The 20,980-nt window shown below is 61.2% G+C and carries 18 protein-coding genes; 9 read left to right on the top strand and 9 right to left on the bottom strand.

Translation table 11 applies throughout. From position 1 onward, the window contains the following. Nucleotides 1–3: 3 nt before the first annotated feature. The gene (locus tag CXQ80_RS24040; protein WP_101322827.1) at nucleotides 4–1,419 is read right to left on the bottom strand and encodes an acetyl-CoA carboxylase biotin carboxylase subunit; all 1,416 of its coding nucleotides are present in this window, start codon (nucleotides 1,417–1,419) and stop codon (nucleotides 4–6) included. A 202-nt stretch (nucleotides 1,420–1,621) separates the two neighbouring features. On the opposite strand from CXQ80_RS24040, the gene CXQ80_RS24035 reads away from it, so the two are divergent. Next, nucleotides 1,622–2,569 carry a LysR family transcriptional regulator gene (locus CXQ80_RS24035; RefSeq protein WP_178080854.1) on the top strand — a complete coding sequence of 316 codons (948 nt, stop codon included), beginning with the start codon at nucleotides 1,622–1,624 and terminating at the stop codon, nucleotides 2,567–2,569. On the opposite strand, the gene CXQ80_RS24030 is transcribed toward CXQ80_RS24035, so the two are convergent. Together CXQ80_RS24030 and hexR are read right to left on the bottom strand one after the other, a co-directional pair. Then, a complete protein-coding gene (locus tag CXQ80_RS24030; RefSeq protein WP_101322825.1) occupies nucleotides 2,511–2,729 on the bottom strand; it encodes a PA3496 family putative envelope integrity protein in 219 nt (72 codons plus the stop codon). The two genes, CXQ80_RS24035 and CXQ80_RS24030, sit on opposite strands and share 59 nt — an antisense overlap. An 84-nt stretch (nucleotides 2,730–2,813) precedes the next feature. Next, nucleotides 2,814–3,680 (bottom strand): transcriptional regulator HexR, encoded by an 867-nt coding sequence (gene hexR, locus CXQ80_RS24025; RefSeq protein ID WP_101322824.1) that lies wholly within the window; start codon nucleotides 3,678–3,680, stop codon nucleotides 2,814–2,816. Nucleotides 3,681–3,784: 104 nt separating this feature from the next. Between hexR and zwf the strand changes: the two genes are divergently transcribed. Next, a complete protein-coding gene (gene zwf, locus CXQ80_RS24020; protein WP_101322823.1) occupies nucleotides 3,785–5,227 on the top strand; it encodes a glucose-6-phosphate dehydrogenase in 1,443 nt (480 codons plus the stop codon). On the opposite strand, the gene CXQ80_RS24015 is transcribed toward zwf, so the two are convergent. Continuing rightward, entirely contained in the window at nucleotides 5,224–7,590 is a 2,367-nt protein-coding gene (locus CXQ80_RS24015; RefSeq protein WP_101322822.1) for a bifunctional diguanylate cyclase/phosphodiesterase, read from the bottom strand. The two genes, zwf and CXQ80_RS24015, sit on opposite strands and share 4 nt — an antisense overlap. Before the next feature lie 200 nt (nucleotides 7,591–7,790). Here CXQ80_RS24015 and uvrD point away from each other — a divergent pair, with 200 nt between their 5' ends. The 3 genes from uvrD (at nucleotide 7,791) to CXQ80_RS24000 (ending at nucleotide 11,483) form a co-directional block, all read left to right on the top strand. After that, complete coding sequence (uvrD, locus tag CXQ80_RS24010) at nucleotides 7,791–9,974, top strand: DNA helicase II (RefSeq protein ID WP_101322821.1); 2,184 nt, start codon at nucleotides 7,791–7,793, stop codon at nucleotides 9,972–9,974. 134 nt (nucleotides 9,975–10,108) lie between these two features. Further along, nucleotides 10,109–10,963: a Tim44 domain-containing protein gene (locus CXQ80_RS24005; RefSeq protein ID WP_101322820.1), complete on the top strand. Its 855-nt coding sequence runs from the start codon at nucleotides 10,109–10,111 to the stop codon at nucleotides 10,961–10,963. A 112-nt stretch (nucleotides 10,964–11,075) separates the two neighbouring features. Then, nucleotides 11,076–11,483, top strand: coding sequence for an SMI1/KNR4 family protein (locus CXQ80_RS24000; RefSeq protein WP_101322819.1), 408 nt, complete (start codon nucleotides 11,076–11,078; stop codon nucleotides 11,481–11,483). A 50-nt stretch (nucleotides 11,484–11,533) separates the two neighbouring features. Here the strand turns inward: CXQ80_RS24000 and CXQ80_RS23995 are convergent, their stop codons facing one another. Beyond that, entirely contained in the window at nucleotides 11,534–13,294 is a 1,761-nt protein-coding gene (locus tag CXQ80_RS23995; protein ID WP_101322818.1) for a cation:proton antiporter, read from the bottom strand. Between the two features lie 375 nt (nucleotides 13,295–13,669). On the opposite strand from CXQ80_RS23995, the gene CXQ80_RS23985 reads away from it, so the two are divergent. After that, nucleotides 13,670–14,155 carry an acyl-CoA thioesterase gene (locus CXQ80_RS23985; protein WP_101322816.1) on the top strand — a complete coding sequence of 162 codons (486 nt, stop codon included), beginning with the start codon at nucleotides 13,670–13,672 and terminating at the stop codon, nucleotides 14,153–14,155. On the opposite strand, the gene pdxY is transcribed toward CXQ80_RS23985, so the two are convergent. Then, complete coding sequence (gene pdxY, locus CXQ80_RS23980) at nucleotides 14,152–15,024, bottom strand: pyridoxal kinase PdxY (RefSeq protein ID WP_101322815.1); 873 nt, start codon at nucleotides 15,022–15,024, stop codon at nucleotides 14,152–14,154. The two genes, CXQ80_RS23985 and pdxY, sit on opposite strands and share 4 nt — an antisense overlap. A gap of 120 nt (nucleotides 15,025–15,144) precedes the next feature. On the opposite strand from pdxY, the gene CXQ80_RS23975 reads away from it, so the two are divergent. Next, on the top strand, nucleotides 15,145–15,546 hold the full coding sequence (locus CXQ80_RS23975) for a DUF3301 domain-containing protein (RefSeq protein ID WP_101322814.1): 402 nt from the start codon (nucleotides 15,145–15,147) through the stop codon (nucleotides 15,544–15,546). Here CXQ80_RS23975 and CXQ80_RS23970 read toward each other — a convergent pair. Next, nucleotides 15,537–16,511, bottom strand: a complete 975-nt coding sequence (locus CXQ80_RS23970; RefSeq protein ID WP_101322813.1) for a GTP-binding protein — start codon at nucleotides 16,509–16,511, stop codon at nucleotides 15,537–15,539. The genes CXQ80_RS23975 and CXQ80_RS23970 overlap by 10 nt on opposite strands. 121 nt (nucleotides 16,512–16,632) lie before the next feature. After that, nucleotides 16,633–17,841 carry a zinc metallochaperone GTPase ZigA gene (zigA, locus tag CXQ80_RS23965; RefSeq protein WP_101322812.1) on the bottom strand — a complete coding sequence of 403 codons (1,209 nt, stop codon included), beginning with the start codon at nucleotides 17,839–17,841 and terminating at the stop codon, nucleotides 16,633–16,635. A gap of 112 nt (nucleotides 17,842–17,953) precedes the next feature. On the opposite strand from zigA, the gene folE2 reads away from it, so the two are divergent. Further along, nucleotides 17,954–18,832, top strand: coding sequence for a GTP cyclohydrolase FolE2 (gene folE2 / locus CXQ80_RS23960; RefSeq protein WP_101322811.1), 879 nt, complete (start codon nucleotides 17,954–17,956; stop codon nucleotides 18,830–18,832). A 43-nt stretch (nucleotides 18,833–18,875) separates the two neighbouring features. On the opposite strand, the gene CXQ80_RS23955 is transcribed toward folE2, so the two are convergent. Further along, nucleotides 18,876–19,409, bottom strand: coding sequence for a DUF3617 domain-containing protein (locus CXQ80_RS23955; RefSeq protein ID WP_101322810.1), 534 nt, complete (start codon nucleotides 19,407–19,409; stop codon nucleotides 18,876–18,878). A gap of 130 nt (nucleotides 19,410–19,539) precedes the next feature. Between CXQ80_RS23955 and cls the strand changes: the two genes are divergently transcribed. Continuing rightward, the gene (cls, locus tag CXQ80_RS23950) at nucleotides 19,540–20,979 is read left to right on the top strand and encodes a cardiolipin synthase (RefSeq protein WP_101322809.1); all 1,440 of its coding nucleotides are present in this window, start codon (nucleotides 19,540–19,542) and stop codon (nucleotides 20,977–20,979) included. Nucleotide 20,980: the final 1 nt, after the last annotated feature.

Here is a 20,980-nt window from a genome sequence, read left to right as displayed (position 1 = left end):
TCCTCACAGGCCTGCGTGGGCGGCGATGGCGGCGGCGATGGCCAGGGCCAGCTCTTCGGGTTTGCGCTTGATCGAGTAGTTGGTCAGTTCAGGGTGGCTTTCAACGAAGCTGGTATTGAACTGGCCGCTACGGAATTCCGGGTTACGCAGGATTTCCTGGTAGTACGCGGCGGTGGTCTTGACCCCCTGTAGGCGCATGTCGTCCAGGGCGCGCAGGCCGCGGTCCATGGCTTCTTCCCAGGTCAGTGCCCAGACCACCAACTTCAGGCACATCGAGTCGTAGTACGGCGGGATGGTGTAGCCGGTGTAGATCGCCGTATCGGTGCGCACGCCCGGGCCGCCCGGGGCGTAGTAACGGGTGATCTTGCCAAAGCTTGGCAGGAAGTTGTTTTTCGGGTCTTCGGCGTTGATGCGGAACTGCAACGCGTAGCCGCGATGCTGGATGTCTTCCTGCTTGACCGACAACGGCAGGCCGGAGGCGATGCGGATCTGCTCGCGGACCACATCGATACCGGTGATTTCTTCGGTGATGGTGTGTTCGACCTGGACCCGGGTGTTCATCTCCATGAAGTACACCTCGCCATCGGCGAGCAGAAACTCCACGGTACCGGCGTTCTCGTAGTCGACCGCCTTGGCCGCGCGCACCGCCAGATCGCCAATGTAGGCGCGTTGCTCCGGGGTCAGCTGCGGGCTGGGGGCAATTTCGATGAGCTTCTGGTTGCGGCGCTGGATCGAGCAGTCACGCTCGAACAGGTGCACCACATTGCCAAAGCTGTCGCCGAGGATCTGCGCCTCGATGTGCTTGGGGTTGACGATGCACTTTTCCAGGAACACTTCAGCCGAGCCAAAGGCCTTGGTGGCTTCGGAGATCACCCGGGGAAATGCCTGCTCGAGCTCTTCGCGGCTGTTGCAGCGACGGATACCACGGCCGCCACCACCGGAGGTTGCCTTGAGCATGACCGGGTAGCCAATGCGCTCACCTTCGTTGAGCGCCTCGTGGATATCCGCCACGTTACCCTCGGTGCCGGGGGTGACCGGGACACCTGCCTGAATCATGGTCCGGCGCGCTTCGGTCTTGTCGCCCATGCGCCGAATCACATCCGCCGACGGGCCGATGAACTTGATCCCACGCTCGGCGCAGATCTCCGCCAGCTCAGCGTTCTCGGAGAGGAAACCATAGCCAGGATGCAATGCATCACAGCCGGTCTCGACCGCCAGGTTGACCAGCTTGCGCGGGTTCAGGTAGCCAGCCAGTGGCTCGGCACCGATGCTGTGGGCCTCATCTGCACGCTTGACGTGCAGCGCGTGGCGGTCGGCGTCGGAATAGATCGCCACCGAACGAATGCCCATTTCAGCGCAGGCACGCACGATCCGAACTGCAATTTCACCCCGGTTGGCGATCAGGATTTTTTTTATCACTGGATTCTTCCCAAAGCCGTTGGAACATACGAGCCGGTTCTACCGCTCGGCGCGGCCAGACGCTGCTGGCCAGTCGCACATTCACCCTAGCGCCAGCGCACGATAAACAAAAATCAATATTTGTTAGGGGCAGCATTAGCAAAAGCTTATAGTTCGGTAACAAGGTTTTGCAAAACGGTGGGGATAAATGCGTAAGTCATTGATGCGTATGACATTGCGTCAGTTGCAGATCTTCAATGAGGTGTGCGATTTGCGCTCTTACAGTCGCGCTGCCGAAGAGATGTCGTTGACGCAACCCGCCGTAAGTCTACAGATCCGCCAGCTGGAAGAGCTGGTTGGCCAGCCGTTGTTCGAGTATGTCGGCAAGAAGCTGTACCTGACCGAAGCCGCCGAGGCGTTGCAGCGCGCCAGCCGCGACATCTTCGGCCGCCTGGAAAACCTCGACATGCAACTGTCGGACATGCAGGGCTCGCTGCAGGGGCAGCTGAAACTGGCCGTCGAGTCCAGTGCCAAGTACTTCGTGCCGCACTTGTTTGCGGCCTTCAAGGAGCGTCACCCCGAGGTCAACCTGACCCTCACCGTGGTCAACCGGGCGCAGGTGATTCGGCGCCTGTCGGACAACCGCGACGACTTGATCATCATGTCAATGGTGCCGCAGGACATGGGCCTTGAGTTTCTGCCGTTTCTGAACAACCCGATCGTTGCCGTGGCACCACCGGATCACCCGCTGTGCAAGCTCGACACGCTGCGCCTGCAAGACCTCGAGCCGCATACCCTGCTGATCCGCGAACAGGGCTCGGGTACGCGCAAAGCCTGTGAAGAATACTTCAAGGACAAGCGCGTGCACTTCACCCAGACCCTCGAGGTAGCCTCGGCAGAAGCGCAGCGCGAGTGTGTCAGCGCCGGCCTCGGGATTGCCCTGCTGACCCGCCATGCGTTGCGCCTGGAACTGGCCACTGGCAAGCTCAAGGAGCTGCCAGTGGAAGAGCTGCCGCTGTACCGCAGCTGGTGTGTAGTGCAGGCCAAAGCCAAGCGTCAGTCGCCGGTTGCCCTGGCGTTTCTGGCGTTCATCCGCAGCGAACGTGCGTTGATCAGTGGGCTTGTGGAGCGTTTTTCGGCGACGCCCCCGGCAGTACCTGCCACACTGTGATATCCCTCAGTTCGGAATAATCGGCGATTTCGCGCAGCAGTTGCCGTTGCTCGGAATAGCTTTCGATCGCCCGGCGGAATTCCATCCGGCGCTGATCCTTCTGCTGTTGTTTGCGCGCTTTGGCGTTGGGTTGAAACGAGCCATCGAAGTCACGAGTCATGCCTGTCTCCCTGAGCGAGTGCGGGGAGCTTCAGACTGACCGAGCTGGTTTACCGTGAGGTGACAGCTCGATTAACTTTTTTGGTCAGTCGTCCATGGCCTTGATCGACTTGGGCGACAGGCGCAGGCTGCGCAGGCTGCGCTTGACGCTCTTGAGATGGTTGACCAGGCTCGGCCCGCGCGCCATGGCCACGCCCATGGCCAGCACGTCGATCACCACCAGGTGGGCAATCCGCGAGGTAAGCGGGGTGTAGATCTCGGTGTCTTCGTGCACGTCGATGGCCAGATTGACTGTGGATAACTCGGCCAACGGTGTCTGGCTTGGGCACAGGGTGATCAGGTTGGCGCCGCTCTCACGGACCAGATTGGCCGTGATCAGCAAGTCCTTGGAGCGCCCTGACTGCGAGATGCACACCGCCACGTCACCGGGCTTGAGGGTTACCGCCGACATCGCCTGCATGTGCGGGTCGGAATACGCCGCCGCGCTGAGCAGCAGGCGGAAGAACTTGTGCTGGGCGTCGGCCGCGACCGCGCCAGATGCACCAAAGCCGTAGAACTCAACCCGCTGGGCCTGGGCCATGGCTGCCACAGCACGCTGCAAGGCCTCCGGATCGAGCTGCTCGCGCACCTCCATCAGGGTATGCAGGGTGGTGTCGAAAATCTTCAGGCTGTAGTCGGCAACCGAGTCGTCTTCGTGGATCGCGAACTGACCAAAACTGGCGCCAGCAGCCAGGCTCTGCGCCAGTTTCAGCTTCAGATCCTGAAACCCTGAACAGCCAATCGCCCGGCAAAACCTCACTATGGTCGGCTCGCTGATACCGACGTTGTGGGCAAGGTCGGCCATCGAGCTGTGCATGACGGCAGCGGGGTCCAGCAGCACATGGTCGGCTACTTTCAGTTCCGATTTACGCAGCAAGTGGCGCGATTGGGCGATATGGTGCAACAGATTCACGGGCTGGACTCGGTTATGATCGACTGGCCGGGGATGTAGCTTTCTTGTAGTTATACTACATGACCGGCAAAGCGCCCAGTTAAACGAACGTGGAGAGTGGTGGCTTGACGATTCCTTGCGACATTCTGGTCTTTGGCGGCACCGGTGATCTGGCCCTGCACAAACTGCTGCCAGCGCTCTATCACCTGTACCGCGAGGCGCGCCTGCACAATGCCGTACGGATCATCGCGCTGGCACGGCGCAACCTGCACCGCGACGACTTCCTCAAGCTCGCCGAACGCCATTGCCGGGTGCAGATCGCCCGCAACGACTTCGATGAAGAGGTGTGGCGACGCTTCTGCGCGCGGCTCGACTACTTCGCCATGGACGCCTCGCAGAGTGCTGACTTCGGTCGCCTGGCACGCTATCTGGGCGAGCCTGGCGGGCTGACCCGAGTGTTCTATCTGGCCACCGCGCCGCACCTGTTCGTACCGATCGCCACCCACCTGCGCATCGCCGGATTAGCCGACCACGAAGCGCGCATCGTGCTGGAAAAACCCATCGGCCACTCGCTGCAGTCGGCTACCGCGATCAACCAGGCCATCGGTGAAGTGTTCGCCGAATCGCAGGTGTTTCGCATCGATCACTACCTGGGCAAAGAGACCGTGCAGAACCTGATGGCGCTGCGCTTTGCCAATGCCCTGCTGGAGCCGGTGTGGCGCAATGGCCAGGTCGATCATGTGCAGATCAGCGTGTGTGAGACCCTCGGTGTCGAGAGCCGCGGCGGCTACTACGACCGGGCCGGCGCCACCCGCGACATGCTGCAGAACCACCTGCTGCAGTTGCTCTGCCTGGTCGCCATGGAGCCGCCGGCGCAGTTCGAGGCCGAGGCCGTGCGCGACGAGAAGGTGAAGATTCTGCGCGCGCTCAAGCCCATCAGCGGCCAGGACGTGCAGGACAAGACCGTGCGCGGCCAGTACAGCGCCGGGCATATCGGCGGCCAGGAAGTGCCGGCGTACTATTTCGAGAAAGACGTCGACAACGACAGCGATACCGAGACCTTCGTCGCCGTTCAGGCGCAGATCGACAACTGGCGTTGGGCCGGGGTGCCGTTCTACCTGCGCACCGGCAAGCGCATGGCGCGGCGCTCGTCGCAGATCGTCATCCAGTTCAAGCCGGTGCCGCACGAGCTGTTCAGCGGCGGTCAGGTCAATCAATTGCTGATCCAGCTCCAGCCCGATGAGCGCATCAGCCTGCGCATGATGACCAAGACCCCGGGCAAAGGCATGCGTCTGGAGCCGGTCGAGCTGAACCTCAACCTCGCTCAGGCGTTCGGCCAGACCCGCCGCTGGGAAGCTTACGAGCGCTTGCTGCTGGACGTGCTCGACGGCGACTCGACGCTATTCATGCGCCGCGATGAGGTCGAAGCCGCCTGGGCCTGGATCGACCCGATCCTGCAGGGTTGGGAAGAGCACTTCCAGGCCCCGCGGCCATACCATGCCGGCAGCAATGGGCCAGAGCTGGCCAACAGCTTGCTCAGCCGCCACGGCAGGCACTGGTACAGCTAAGCCTTGGCGGCGGCCGGGTTGCTCAGCAACCCTATAAAGGCTGCCGCATCCACCGGCTTGCTGATCAGATAGCCTTGCGCCTCATCACAACCCTGGGCTGTGAGCACGTCCAGTTGCTCCTGGGTCTCGACACCCTCGGCCACGACCTTCAAACCGAGACTATTGGCCATGACGATGATCGCACGGGTGATCGCGGCGTCCTGACTGCCCTCGTGCAGCCCGCTGATGAAGGTCTGATCGATCTTCACGTAGTCCACCGGCAAGCGCTTCAGGTAACTCAGTGATGAATAGCCCGTGCCGAAGTCATCGATCGCCAGTTTGACCCCCAGCGCATGCAACTGCTCGAAGATGGCGATGATGTGCTCGACGCTATCCAGCAGCTGGCTTTCAGTCAGCTCAAGCTCCAGTTGCTCTGGCGCCAGCCCGGTTTCTTCCAATACCTGGCGCACCAGGCTGACCAGCTTGCCTTGGCGCAGCTGATAGACCGACAGGTTGACCGAGACGCGAACCTGCACGCCCTCACGCAGCCACTGGCACGCCTGCCGGCAGGCCTGGCGCAGAACGAACTCGCCCATCGGCGCGATCAACCCGGTTTCTTCGGCCAGGCCAATGAACGCGCTGGGCGGGACCATGCCCAGTTGCGGATGCTGCCACCGCACCAATGCCTCGGCCGCATGCAGCTTGCCGCTGCGCAGGCACAGTTTGGGTTGGTAATAGACGCACAGCTGACCCTCATCGATGGCCTTGCGCAGCTGAATCTCCAGCTGCAGGCGCTCCAGGGTGCTGGCGCGAAGGCTCTCGGTGTAGAACTGGAAGTTGTCACCGCCCAGGTGCTTGGCGTGACGCTTGGCCATGTCCGCCTGGCTGATCAGGGTATTGCCATCGAACGCCGCGTCAGACAACAGGCTGATGCCCACCGAGGCACTGATCACCACCTCATGATCATCCTGGCGCAACGGCACGCGCAGCTTGTCGAGCAAGCGGGTGGTCACCCGGACGAGGCTGGACAGGTTGCTGTAGCCGTCGAACAGCACGGCAAACTCGTCGCCCGACAGCCGCGCCACGGTGTCGGCTTCGGGCACGGCATTGGCGATCCGCTGGGCGATCTTTTTCAGCAACTGGTCGGCCAGCTCGTGGCCGAGGCTTTCATTGAGCAATTTGAAGCGATCAACGTCGATGTGCAGCAAGGCCAGGCTGCGCCCGTTCAGCCGCGCGCGCTGGCCGGCCTCATGTACGCGCAAACGGAACAGCGCCCGGTTGGCCAGGCCGGTCAGCTCGTCATAGTGAGCGAGGTAGCGCAGCCGCTCTTCAGACGCGCGCCGCGCCGACAGATCGGTGAAAAAGCCGACGATATTGTTGAGCTTGCCAGACGCTCCGCGCACGGCTGTGAGTTGCAGCCACTGCGGATACAACTCGCCATTGCGGCGGGCTTCGACCAGCTCGCCTTGCCATTGGCCGTGCTGGGCCAGGGCATGCTCCATGGACTGCTGATAACGTCGGGCGTCGCTGCTGCAGGGCAGCTCGAGCAACTGGCGGGCGAGCAGCTCGGCAATGGAGTAGCCGGTCATCTGGCAGTAGGCCTGGTTGACGGCAAGCAAGGTGAAGTCGGCCGTGAGCACCACGATACCGTCGTTGCAGGCTTCAAATACAGACGACGCCAAACGTTGCTGTTCTTCAAGCGCCTTTTGCGCGTAGATGCGCTGCAGGTCTTCGTTCAGCGCCTGATTCTGAAAGCGCCGTAACAGGCTGCGATCGACCAATCGATGCACCTGCCAGGCGACCACCATCAGCGCCCCCAGCAGAATCAGCCCCAACCAACCCCAGCCGCGTTGCTGGCCGGCGTCGAAGTAGAACAGGAAGGCAATCGGCGGCAGCAGGCAGGGCAAGGCGAAACTGAGAAACGCCGGCAGGCTGACGGCATAGGACACGCTGGCAGACAACGCCGCTACCCCAAGCAAGCCGAACACCCAGGCCTGCTGGACGAAATTGGCCACCGGCACCAGGGCAATCGCTGCGCTGGCCAGGGTCAGGCCACTGAACGCCGAGCCCAGCAGAAACATCCGCCGCCAGCTCAGGCTGGCCTGGCGCTGGGTCGGTGCGGCGTCGAACGCGGTGACCTGCACCAGGCGCAGCCCCGCCAGCGCCAGCAACCAGATCAGCCAGGTGCCCAGCAGCAGATAGCGTCCAGGGCTCCACAGCAGCCACGCGCAAAGCAGGCCGTTGAACAGCATCAATAGTGTAGGCAGCAGCGAGCCTTGATACAGCAGCCGGGTGCGCTCGATGGAAAGCTGAGTGGCGAATTGCCTGCGCACATTCCTCGACATCTGCGGCAATACGCCGACCGCCGTGCAATCCTGAGTCATGTCATTTTCTTGTTATTGGCTGGCGACAAAAAGTTGCCCGGATCTTACACAAGCGAAGGCGCAGGCCAAACTGCTCTATGTCATCCAGTGCCCATACCGGCGGATCGACATCACAGAACCGATGAACGGCTGGCGCCTGAGGTGAATATTTATACAGTAGAGATTTGCCCCCTCCCCCCACAGCAACCTAGAATGGCCGGATGCGCACAGACGACCTCTCCCTCCTGCTGAATTCCCTCAACGATGCCCAACGCCAGGCCGTAGCGGCCAAGGTCGGGCGTCAACTGGTGCTTGCTGGCGCCGGTTCCGGTAAAACCCGCGTGCTGGTGCACCGTATCGCCTGGTTGATCCAGGTCGAACAGGCCTCGCCGCACTCGATCCTGTCGGTGACCTTCACCAACAAGGCTGCCGCCGAAATGCGCCAGCGGATCGAGCAACTGATGGGGATCAGCCCCGCCGGCATGTGGGTGGGTACCTTCCACGGCCTGGCCCACCGCTTGTTGCGGGCACACTGGCAGGAAGCCAAGCTGGCGCAGAACTTCCAGATTCTCGACAGCGATGACCAGCAGCGCCTGGTCAAACGGGTGATGCGCGAGCTGGGCCTGGATGAGCAGCGCTGGCCGGTGCGCCAGGCCCAGTGGTTCATCAACGGGCAGAAGGATGAAGGCCTGCGCCCGCAGCACATTCAAGCGGGCGGCGATCTGTTCCTGGCGACCATGCGCAGCGTCTATGAAGCTTACGAGCAAGCTTGCGAACGCGCCGGCGTGATCGACTTCTCCGAACTGCTGCTGCGTGCGCTGGACCTGTGGCGCGACAACCCGGGCCTGCTCGAGCACTACCAGCGGCGCTTCCGCCACCTGTTGGTGGATGAGTTCCAGGACACCAACGCCGTGCAGTACGCCTGGTTGCGCCTGCTCGCCAAAGGCGGCGACAGCCTGATGGCGGTGGGCGACGACGACCAGTCGATCTATGGCTGGCGCGGTGCCAAGATCGAGAACATCCATCAGTACACCGAAGACTTCCCCGACGCCGAGATGATCCGCCTGGAGCAGAACTACCGCTCCACCGGCGGCATCCTCAAGGCCGCCAACGCCCTGATCGCCAACAACACCGACCGTCTCGGCAAAGAGCTGTGGACCGATGTCGGTGAAGGCGAGCCGCTGACCTTGTACGCCGCCTACAACGAGCACGACGAGGCACGTTATGTAGTCGAGTCGATCGAGAGCGTGATCAAGCAAGGCCATGCGCGCAGCGACATCGCCATCCTCTATCGCTCCAACGCCCAATCGCGGGTGCTTGAAGAGGCCCTGCTGCGCGAACGCATCCCTTATCGGATCTACGGCGGCCAACGCTTCTTCGAGCGTGCCGAAATCAAGAACGCCATGGCCTACCTGCGCCTGCTCGAGGGCCGTGGCAACGACGCTGCGCTGGAGCGGGTGATCAACGTGCCACCGCGTGGCATCGGCGAAAAGACGGTTGAAGCGATCCGCGACCACGCTCGCCATGCGCAGCTGTCGATGTGGGAAGCGATGTGCCAGCTGATCGCCGCCAAAGGCCTCAAAGGCCGCGCCGCGAGTGCGCTGGGTGCCTTTATCGAGTTGATCGAAGGGCTGGCGGCCAAAGCCGTCGAAATGCCACTGCACGTCCTGACCCAGACTGTCATCGAGCAGTCCGGGCTGATCATCTATCACCAGGAAGAAAAAGGTGAAAAGGGCCAGGCACGGGTAGAAAACCTTGAGGAACTGGTCAGCGCTGCGCGTAACTTCGAAAGCAGCGACGAAGACGCCGACCTGTCGCCGCTGTCGGCCTTCCTCGGCCACGCCTCGCTGGAAGCCGGTGAGTCGCAGGCTGATGAACACGAAGACAGCGTGCAATTGATGACCCTGCACAGCGCCAAGGGCCTGGAATTCCCCTACGTGTTCCTGGTCGGCCTGGAAGAAGGCCTGTTCCCGCACAAGATGAGCCTGGAAGAACCTGGCCGCCTGGCCGAAGAGCGCCGTCTGGCATATGTCGGCATCACCCGGGCCATGCGCCAGCTGTTCATGACCTACGCCGAGACGCGTCGTCTGTATGGCAGCGAGACCTACAACAAGGTCTCGCGCTTCGTCCGCGAAATCCCCGCTGGGCTGGTGCAGGAAGTGCGCCTGTCGAACTCGGTCAGCCGCCCGTTCGGCGGCTCGCAGGCGCCGGCCAGCAGTATCTTTGCCAATGCCAACATCCCGCAGACCTCGTTCAACCTTGGCCAGCGCGTGCAGCACTCGGTGTTTGGTGAGGGCGTGATCCTCAACTTCGAGGGCTCTGGCGCCCAGGCACGGGTGCAGGTGAATTTCGCCGAGGGCAGCAAGTGGCTGATGCTCGGTTACGCCAAGCTCGAGGCCATCTAAGCCAACGCGGATGCCTGAGCGGTTGCTGAATGACCGTTCAGGCAAAAGCTCGAAACATTATGCTGCTGGTCATGTCTGCTACAACATGTGCAACATGACGCGCGTGCAATCCACAATCAGGGGATATCCCACTTATGCAACGTTTTCTTAGCATCGCCCTGGCGCTGTGCCTCGGCCTGACGCTGAGCCTGGACGCCAATGCCAAACGCTTCGGCGGCGGCAAGAGCTCGGGCGCCGCGCCTATGCACCAGACTCGCCAGGCTACGCCAAACACTCCAGCTGCCGCGCCAAATGCTGCAGGTCGTGCGCCGGCCGCCGCCAGCGGTGCTTCGCGCTGGTTGGGCCCACTCGCTGGCCTGGCCGCCGGTGGTCTGCTGGCCTCCATGTTCATGGGTGACGGTTTCCAGGGCATGCAGATCATGGATTTCCTAATCATGGGCCTGATCGCCTTCCTGGTGTTCCGCTTCATCGCTGCGCGTCGCCGCAAGCAACAACCACAAGTTGCTGCTGCCGGCCACGCACCGTTCCAGCGTGAGGCTTACAACCAGCAAGCAGCGCAGCCGTCGATCTTCGGTGGTTCTGCAGCACCAGTTGCTGCCGCACCTGCGATCAACGCACCCGCCTGGTTCAACGAGCAAAGCTTCCTGAACGCCGCGCGCAGCCACTTCCAGACGCTGCAGCAGCACTGGGACGCCAACGAGATGGACAAGATCTCCGAGTTCGTGACCCCGCAACTGCTTGCCTTCCTCAAGCGCGAGCGCGCTGATCTGGGTGATGGCTTCCAGTCCACCTACATCGACAACCTCGAAGTACAGTTGGACGGTGTCGAAGATCGCGCCGACAAGACTATCGCCACCCTGACCTTCAGCGGTGTGTCGAAAACCTCGCGTTTCGACCAGGGCGAGGCGTTCAGCGAAAGCTGGCACATGGAGCGCGCCCAAGGCGACAACCAGCCTTGGCTGGTCGCCGGTATCCGCCAAAACGGCTGATCCAGGCTTGCTGCATAAAAAACCCCGGGCTTGCCCGGGGTTTTTGCTTTTGCCAGAGCGCCCTACTAGGGTATAACCCGCAGCGTTGTCATCAAGCGAGAGGATGTGAACCGTGGAAGAAGTGATCGAACAACTGCGTGAAGCCAATGAGCCGGTGCCGGTGCCCCTGGAGCTTCCTGACGAAGATCAGTTGGTCGAAGTCGAGGAGCAGCTGTTCATCAATATTCCGTTCGTATTCAAGGAATATCTGCTGACAGTCAGCGATGTGATCTACGGCAGCCTGGAGCCGGTCACCGTCACCGACCCACAGTCACACACCTATCTGCCGGAAGTTGCTGCCAACGCCTGGGATGCCGGCGTACCACGCGAGCTGATCCCGATCTGTCAGGATGGCGAGAACTACTACTGCGTCGAAGAAGACGGCACCGTGGTGCTGTGGTCGGGCGAAGAAGAGCTGGTCACCGAAGAAAGCTGGGAATCGGTCTGGCACTGGGCGCGCGACGTCTGGCTGGAAAGCTGATCCGGCTCAACGCAATCGCGGCGCACTCTGCACCGCGATTGCGTTGAATGTCAGTGGGCCTGATCGCGGTTGTTTTCCAGGGTTTCGAGCAGAGCGATCTGCATCCGCGTGTGCACGCGGATGAACCAACGCCACAGCACCGCGACAACCACCGCAGCAACCACCACGATCACCAGCAGCAGCTCGTTGGTCGGCAAGATACTCGCCGACAACGCCGACAGCAGCAGGAAGATCACCAGCAGTGACAACAACGGGATAACCTCGGCGATCACCCGCCGGACCCGCTGCGTATGCCGCCCGGCCATCTCTGGCTTGACCCCCATCTCCGCCAATAGCATCGACAGCGCCTTGAGCTTGCGGTACGCCGCAATCAGGAACGGCAGCGACAGCAACAGCGCGGCGCCCCAGATCAGCGCCTTCTGCTGGCTGACATCGCCCAGCCACTCGCTCAGCCACAGGCCGATCCGCTCGGCAAAGTAGCCCCCGGTAAAGAAGATCGCGATCACCAACGCCAGGTTGACCCCAACCTGCAGCAGGATGCGCCGGATCATCGCCGCGAGCATGGCGCCCTCACCTTGCGGCTGAATGCTGCGTAGCCATTCGCCATACAGCGACAGCACCCGCGACAACCGGCTGGGCATGATCTGGCCGAGCTTGATCGACAGCGGATCAGCCGCCCGAATCAGATACGGCGTAAGCAAGGTAGTAATCGCCGAGACCGCTACCGCCACCGGATAGAGGAAGTCGCTGGTGACCTGCAAGGTCATGCCCAGCGCGGCGATGATGAACGAGAACTCGCCAATCTGCGACAGGCCCATGCCGACCCGCAGCGAGGTACGCCCATCGTTGCCGGCAATGAACGCACCCATGCCGCACGAGAGCATCTTGCCCAGCACCACGGCAAAGGTGATCACCACAATCGGCCAGGCGTAGTCGACCAGCACCTGCGGGTCGATCATCAGGCCGATGGCCACAAAGAAGATCGCGCTGAACATGTCGCGTACCGGCTCGATCAAGCGTTCGATCTTCAGCAGTTGCCGCGACTCGGCCATGATCGCACCGATCAGGAAGGCACCGAGGACCATGCTGTACTCGAGCTTGACCACCAGCAGGCAGAAGCCGAAGCAGAGCCCCAGCACGGTGATCAGGAGCATCTCGTTGCTTTCGAACTTGGCCACGTAGGCCAGCAGCCGCGGCACCAGCAGAATGCCGATGACCAACGCCACGATCATGAACAGCGACAGCTTGCCGACTGTGGAGAAGACTTCGCCAGAGCTTACCGAGCCGCTGACGGCGATACCCGAGAGCAAGGCGATGATGCCGATACCGAGGATGTCCTCGACGATCAGCACGCCGAAGATCAGCTGCGCGAAGCGCTCGTTCTTCATCTTCAGGTCATTGAGGGCTTTTACTATGATGGTGGTCGAGGAAATCGCCAGGATCGCGCCGAGGAACAGCGAGTCCATGGTGTTCCAACCAAACCAGCGGCCGATTTCGAAACCGATCCAGATCATCAGGACGATTTCCAGGAAGGCCGCGATGAATGCCGTGGCACCCACCTTGAACAACTTGCGCAGGCTGAACTCAAGGCCCAGGCAGAACATCAGGAAGATCACCCCAAGCTCGGCCAGGGTCTTGATCGTGTCTTCGTCGTGAATGAGGCCAAATGGCGGGGTGTGCGGGCCGATGATAAAGCCGGCAACGATGTAACCCAGGACCACCGGCTGTTTCAACCGATGAAAGAGGATGGTGACCACGCCCGCCACCAACATGATTACGGCAAGATCCTGGATGAAGCTTATGGCATGCATGGCGTGCTACTCCTTGTTCACGGTGCCAGAGCAGACCGCTCCTCCGCTGAGGCGAGCCTGAGCGGGCAGCAAGTACATACTGTGATTAAAGCGGGAAAGCCCATGTTGCATGGGCCGACTCAGGTTACCATCGCGCCCGGACGCAAAACGTCTGCGCAATATGCAGAAACAGATCGGTTGATGTGCTGCTGCACGTTTTGTGATGCGAGCTGTGACCGCTGCCCGGGTGTGGTGCACAACACCGCTGACGGCCCATGCGCGTGACGACGGAGCGCTCTGCGGCGTCCCGTATCTAGATCGGAAATTCAACAGGGGTACCAAGAAGTGTCTGCAGATACCGGCCCCGATTCAGCGCAACCTCACCGTGAGCACTCTATGGAACCTGGAAACGCCCAGCTGACTATGACCGTCCTGATGACCCCGGACATGGCCAACTTCTCCGGCAACGTACACGGCGGCACCTTGCTCAAATACCTCGACGAGGTGGCCTATGCGTGCGCCAGCCGTTATGCGGGGACGTATGTAGTGACCCTGTCGGTCGATCAGGTAGTGTTCCGCGAGCCTGTGCATGTCGGTGAGCTGGTGACGTTCATGGCATCGGTCAACTACACCGGCAATACGTCGATGGAAGTCGGCATCAAAGTGGTGACCGAGAACATTCGTGAGCGCTCCGTTCGCCACTCCAACAGCTGCTTCTTCACCATGGTGGCGGTGGATGACAATCGCCGGCCAGTCCCGGTCCCGGCGCGCCTACCGCAAAGCAGCGAAGAAAAACGCCGCTTCCTCCAAGGAAAACAGCGCCGGCAGATCCGTCAGGAGCTGGAAAAACGCTACCAGGACCTGAAAACCGACTCGATTTAAACGCTCAGGCGCTGCGCTTCGAAACGCACCCGCGGATGGGCAATGCGATCCTGGGCTCGCACCAGCTGCAGTTCGTAGCTGGCGCAGGCTTGGGTTTCCAGCAGCACCTCATGGACAGCCGCTGCGGTGTATTCAAACGCTTGCAGCCAGCTGTCGCCCAGCAGCACGCGAGCCAGGAACAGCCCTGAGGTGAGGTCACCGACGCCAACCGGCTGGCGTGGGAAGCACAGCAGCGGCCGGCGCAGGTGCCAGCAGTCTTCGCCGGTTACCAGCAGCATTTCGAAAGAATCTTCGGCGCGGCCGGGATAGCTCAAGTGCTTGACCAGCACAACCTGCGGCCCGCGGGCGAGCAGGTTGCGCGCCATGGCCACGCAATCTTCCAGCGACTGCGCCTTGCGCCCGCTGAAGCTGTCCAGCTCAAGCTGGTTAGGGCAGAGAATATCGGCCTTGGCCGCGGCCTGTTGCAGAAGGAACTCGCTGACCTCGGCCGGCACGCTGCAGCCCTTCTCGGCATGGCCCATGACCGGGTCGCACAGATACAGCGCCTTTGGGTTGACCGCCTTGATCCGCTCGACGCCAGCCAGAATCGCCCGGCCCTGCTCGGCGCTGCCCAGATACCCGGACAACACCGCATCGCAGTTGCCCAGCTCGCCGATGTTGGCAATGCCTTCCACCAACGCAGGAATTTGCGCTGGAGCAAGCACTTCTCCGGCCCACTGGCCATACTGAGTATGGTTGGAGAACTGCACCGTGTTCAGCGGCCAGACATTCACGCCTATGCGCTGCATGGGAAACACCGCGGCGCTGTTTCCGGCGTGGCCGAAGACCACATGGGATTGGATCGCGAGCAAGTGCGGCGTGCGTTTCATGCAGAGGTTTCCAAAACTGATTTCAAGATAAGAACGTCGCGCAGTATGAACCCGATTGCCACCTGTACGACAGGCCAGGGACGCAGTTAAGCTGGATCTACCTGTTTGGAGCATATGCAAATGTTGACCCTGGAGAACCTCTTCATCCTGATGCTGCTGGCCAGCGGCGGCGCCTGGCTGTGGCATAACCACGGGCTGCGCGAGAAAGCCCTCGAGCGGGTCAAACAGCATTGCGCCAAACTCGACCTGGAGCTGCTGGACGAGGCCGTAGCGCTCAAGCGTATTGGCTTTGTCCGCGACGCCAACGGCCGCAAGCGCCTGGCGCGGATCTACAACTTCGAGTTCACCGTGACGGGCGAGCAGCGCCATCCGGGTACGGTCACACAGTTTGGTGCACACACCATGCAGATCGAACTGGCGCCCTATCCGTTCGAAATCAAACCGGCGCCGCGCAGCGACAACGTGATCGAGATGCAGCAGTGGCGCCAGGAGCACAACCGCTGGAGCAATGATCAGCGCTGAATACGGCAGTCGGCCATGGCCTGCTGCAGCGCACCCATAGGCTGCTCTTGCTCGAAGATCAGCTCCAGCCGTGAATCCTTGCGCCATTCGCTGCGCTGCCAACTCAAGGCGCCGTCAGCTAGCCCGTTGAACGACTGCCAGCCAGTTGTGCTGTGGATAACTCCTTTGGCTCTGAGCCAGGCCGTGGTGCTCAGAAAATGCTCGATGCGGCCTCGTTCGAAGCATTGGGATGGATGCCAGCGCCAGCCACAGCTCCAACCACCTTCGCCTTTTTTAGCGGCAAACAATGGCTTGTCGCTACTTGTCCACAATGAGGCGGCTGGCTGGAGATAGTTGTCCTCAGGCAACGGCGCAACCGTCACAGCATGGGTCGGGCCTGTGGAAAACTGTAAAAGTTCTGCAATCGCCAGCCGTCCTTGTTCGGTCCAGAAAGCGGGTTTGCCCGATAACTGCGCGGTCATCGCCAGCCGCTGAGGGTTATCCACAGCGTCGGCCTTGTTGATTATCAACACCTCCGCTGCCGCCAGCGCTTGTTGCTGCGCCTCTGCCAAGCGCTCTCCCCTGACCAATGCTGACGCATCCAGTACCATCATCAGTGGCTGCAACTGCAGTATGCCGACCCAGGGCGCCTGGCTTAGCTGCTGCAACAGCTGCAACGGATGACCCAGGCCGGACGGCTCAATAAACAGCCGGTCCGGGCGAGCTTTGCGCAGCAGCCGACCCAGCCCAACCTGAAACGGCACGCCATTGACGCAGCACAAGCAGCCACCGGCAACCTCAGCGATGGCAACGCCGTCTTCGTCACGGTGCAACAGCGCAGCGTCCAGGCCAATCTGACCAAACTCGTTGACCAGCACTGCCCAGCGCTCATTGGCAGGCCTTTGCGCAAGCAAATGGCCAATCAGGCTGGTCTTGCCGGCGCCTAGAGGGCCGGCAACAATGTGGGTGGGGATGTTCTTGAGCATGTCGATGGATCTGCGCAGAGCGAGGCAAAGCGGCCCCGTAACCGGAAGCGTCCACTATGCCCCGCCGGCTCAGGCAGTCAAGGCCAGCCTGCGTATCGCGAGGTTATCCACAGGCATCGTTTTACGCTGCCATATCCTCATGCCAAGCGCCGAACGGGTCTGAAAATTTCAGCCACGCGTCAGAACCAGCGGCCATCTCCTCATCGGTTAATAGGCACGCATCCAGCGCTGTGGATAACTGTGCAAAGTCGATGTTCTGCCCGATGAATACCAGTTCCTGACGGCAATCACCGGCTTCCTCACTCCAGTGACCCAGGATCGCAGCCTTGCTGGCGTCGTCCTGCGGCCACTGGTCCTCCGGCACAAAACACCACCAGCGCCCCGCATAGCTGTAGCGCATCATGCCGCCCGCCTGCGACCAACTACCCGCCTCCTGATACTTGCTGGCAAGCCAGAAGAAGCCTTTCGAGCGCAGCAGTCGGCCGTTGGTCCATGGCGTGTGGATAAAGTCGAAGAACCGCTGCGGGTGCAGTGGCCGACGCGCCTGCCAGGAACTTGCGGCGATGCCGTATTCCTCGGTCTCTGGTACGTGCTCGCCGCGCAGCTCCTGCAGCCAGCCGGGTGCCTGCGCTGCCTGCTCGAAGTCGAACAGCCCGGTGTCGAGAATCTGCGCCAGCGGCACTTGGCCCATCACCATCGGCACGATTTGCGCGCGGGCATTGAGGCTACGCAGGATCGCCATCAGCTCGTTGCGCTGGTCCTGGCCGATCAGGTCGATCTTGCTCAGCAGCAGCACATCGGCGAACTCGATCTGCTCGATCAGCAGGTCACTGATCGAACGCTCATCGTCTTCGCCCAGCGTCTCACCGCGGCTGGCCAAGGTATCTGCGGCCTGGTAGTCGCGCAGAAAATTCAACCCGTCGACCACGGTCACCATGGTGTCGAGCCGGGCCAGGTCAGACAGGCTCCGACCTTGTTCATCGCGGAAGGTGAAGGTCTCGGCGACGGGTAGTGGTTCGGAGATGCCGGTCGACTCGATCAGCAGGTAATCGAAGCGGCCGTCCTCGGCCAGCCGGGCCACTTCTTCGAGCAGGTCTTCGCGCAGGGTGCAGCAGATGCAGCCGTTGCTCATCTCGATCAGTTTTTCCTCGGCGCGGTTGAGGCTGACGTTGCGCTGTACTTCGCTGGCATCGATGTTGATTTCGCTCATGTCGTTGACGATGACGGCGACGCGCAGGTTATCGCGGTTGCGCAGCACATGATTGAGCAAGGTGCTTTTGCCTGCGCCAAGAAAGCCAGACAGCACGGTGACGGGGAGACGGGTGGACATGGCAAACCTCATCAGGCGAACGCATTCAAAACGATGCATTTGCTTAATGTTATATTATAACAATACAATTTGGCCAACCCGTCCTGCGAATAATCTCTCCCGGAAGCCACCCATGATCCTGCCCGATATTGCTGCACAGATGGATGCACAGGCCCTGCCGCTGGATTGGGTCGGCATGCAAGGCATCGCGCTGCCCGTGACCATCGAGGGGCACCGGGTGAGTGCTCGCGCCAGCGCAGGCGTCAATCTGGTTGATGGACGCTCGCGCGGTATCCACATGTCGCGCTTGTACCTGGCATTGCAAAGCCTTGAGCAGGACGAACTGTCGCCTCTTGTCTTGCGCCGCCTGCTCAGCGAGTTCCTCGACACCCACGAAGGCCTGTCTACGGCCGCTCATTGCAGTCTGAGTTTTGATTATCTGGTCAATCGACCTGCGTTGATCAGCTCGCTAGCCGGCTGGAAGAGCTATCCAGTAACCGTTGATGCGTCGATCAAAAACGAAATGTTCCACGTGGAACTATTTGTGCGGATTGCCTATTCCTCGACATGCCCATGTTCCGCTGCGCTGGCGCGTCAGCTCATTCAGCAGCAGTTCCTGGATGATTTCGCTGGTGTGGAACTGCAGCAAGAGGCAGTGCTGGCCTGGCTTGGCAGCAGTGAAGGCATCGTCGCCACACCGCACAGCCAGCGCAGCGAAGCACACATCAAGGTGAGGTTAGCCACGAGCGACGACACAATGCCTTTAAGAGTGCTGATAGATAGCACGGAGGCAGCATTGGGCACTGCGGTTCAGACAGCAGTGAAGCGCGCCGATGAGCAGGCCTTTGCTTTAGCCAATGGGCAGAACCTGATGTTCTGCGAAGATGCTGCCCGCCGCCTGCATGTAGCGATGCAGGCGCTGCCTTGGGCAAATGGATTCAGCGTAAAGGTCGAGCACGCAGAGAGCCTGCATGCGCACGATGCGGTAGCCGTCAGCGAATGGCGCTGGTGAAACAGCAACCGGCTGCTGGGGCAGCCGGTTGTAACAATAGCGCTTAGCCGCCCACCCGTGGTTTGACCGTGCCACAGTCGCTACCCAGCCACAGCGCGCGGGTATTCATGCTGCCCTTCTGTTCCACACCCGAGGCATTGAAGGTGCCGTTGACCTTGGTGGTGAATTCGCGGTCACTGAGGAACGTCGCTTCACCCTGACCCTGCGCTTTCGGGCAGCTGAATTCAAACTTCCAGACCTTGCCGGTGCGGTCAGTGATCTTCTGGGTGCAGCCGGACTTGGGGTCCTGCAGCGGAATATCGTCGGTCTTGACCTGCTCCGGTGTCAGGCACGAGCGCACGCCATTGCCACCAACGGTAATACCTTGCTTAGCCAGCACGCCTTCCATCATCGCCCGTTGCTCAGGCGGCAGGTTCTTCAGCTGACCAAGCATGAAGCCCATGTCGGGCAGCGCTTTGCCATCGACCTGCATGTCGCTGGTGGTCAGCTCCCACAGCCCAGGCTGGAGCATTTGTGCGTGGACCAACGGGCTGGTCAGACCCACGACCAGGGCGAACAGGGGCAGGCGGATGTTCATCAATAAATGCTCCTTGGCATAACCGGGCAACTGGCCGGACTCAGCTTAGACGTCAAATTTGTCAGTCGGTTGCACGCTACACTAGACCCGTGGTCTGTTATCAGTAGTGTTCTCAGCAAGCAGGATGCACATGGATTACCACAGCCCCTATTTCTTCGGTTACGTGATTGGCTTCACTCATTTATTGGGGATGGTAGCTGCTCTGCATGCCGTGCTCACCGTGCGCACTGCCCAGGGCGCAATTGCTTGGGCGATGCCGTTGCTGTTCATCCCATATCTGGCATTGATCCCTTATCTAGTCTTCGGCGCCCGCTCGTTCAACGCCTATATCAAGGCGCGCCGTCAGGCCAACCAGGAAATGCACGTGGCGATGGCCAACCTGAACTGGCGGCCATGGGTTGAAGAAGCATTGGCGGCGCGCGAGTCGGACAGTTACAAGGCCCTGCGCGCCATGCCCAAGCTGGGTCGCATGCCGTGCCTGGCGAACAACCAGGTCAAGCTGCTGATCAATGGCCGGGCTACCTTTGACGCGATCTTTGCTGCGATCGACAAAGCGCGGCAAGCGGTGCTGATCCAGTTTTTCATCATCCACGACGACATCATCGGCCGCGAGCTACAGCAGTTGCTGTTGCGCAAGGCTGGCGAGGGTGTGCAGGTTTTCGTCCTCTACGACCGCATCGGCAGCCATGCGCTGCCTGCCAGCTACGTGAAAGCGCTGCGCGATGGCGGTGTGCAGGTAAAGGCTTTCGCCACCCGTGGCGGCTGGTTCAACCGCTTTCAGGTCAACTTCCGCAACCACCGCAAGATCGTCGTGGCCGATGGTGAAGTCGGCTTTATCGGTGGGCATAACGTCGGCGATGAATACCTGGGCGGCAACCCGCAGCTGTCCCCTTGGCGCGATACCCATGTCCAGATCAACGGCCCGGCCGTGGCCTGCCTGCAGGAGTCATTTGCCGAGGACTGGTACTGGGCAACGCGCGAGCTGTCGCCGCTGATTCTGCAGGACAACTACCCGGACAACGGCGTGCTCTGCCAGCTGCTGGCGAGCGGCCCGGCTGATCCCCAGGAAACCTGCTCGCTGTTCTTCGTCGAGGCTATCCATTCGGCGGTGCACCGGGTGTGGATAACCACGCCCTACTTCATCCCCGACGAAGCCGTGTTTGCCGCATTACGCCTGGCCGTGATGCGCGGCGTGGACGTGCGCGTGCTGATTCCGGCGCGACCGGACCACCGCGTGGTCTATGCTGCTTCCAGCCTGTTTGCCTTCGAAGCGGTGCGCGCCGGCGTACGCATGTTCCGCTACCAGCCAGGCTTCCTGCATCAGAAGGTGGTGTTGGTTGACGATGAGGTCAGCGCCATTGGCAGCGCCAACCTGGACAACCGCTCGTTCAGGCTGAATTTCGAAATCACCCTGCTGACCGTTGACCGGGCGTTTGCCGATCAGGTCGAGGCGATGTTGCAGGAGGACTTCTCCCACGCCAAGGAGATCACTGCCGAGGACAGCCGCGATACCCATCGCCTGCAACAGCTTGGGATGCGTATCGCTCGGCTGATATCTCCAGTGCTCTGAG

This window comes from Pseudomonas sp. 02C 26, assembly GCF_002843585.1.
Taxonomy (GTDB): Bacteria; Pseudomonadota; Gammaproteobacteria; order Pseudomonadales; family Pseudomonadaceae; genus Aquipseudomonas; species Aquipseudomonas shirazensis.
The sequence above is the reverse complement of the archived record's forward strand: the minus strand, read 5'-3'. Positions and strand labels throughout refer to the sequence as shown.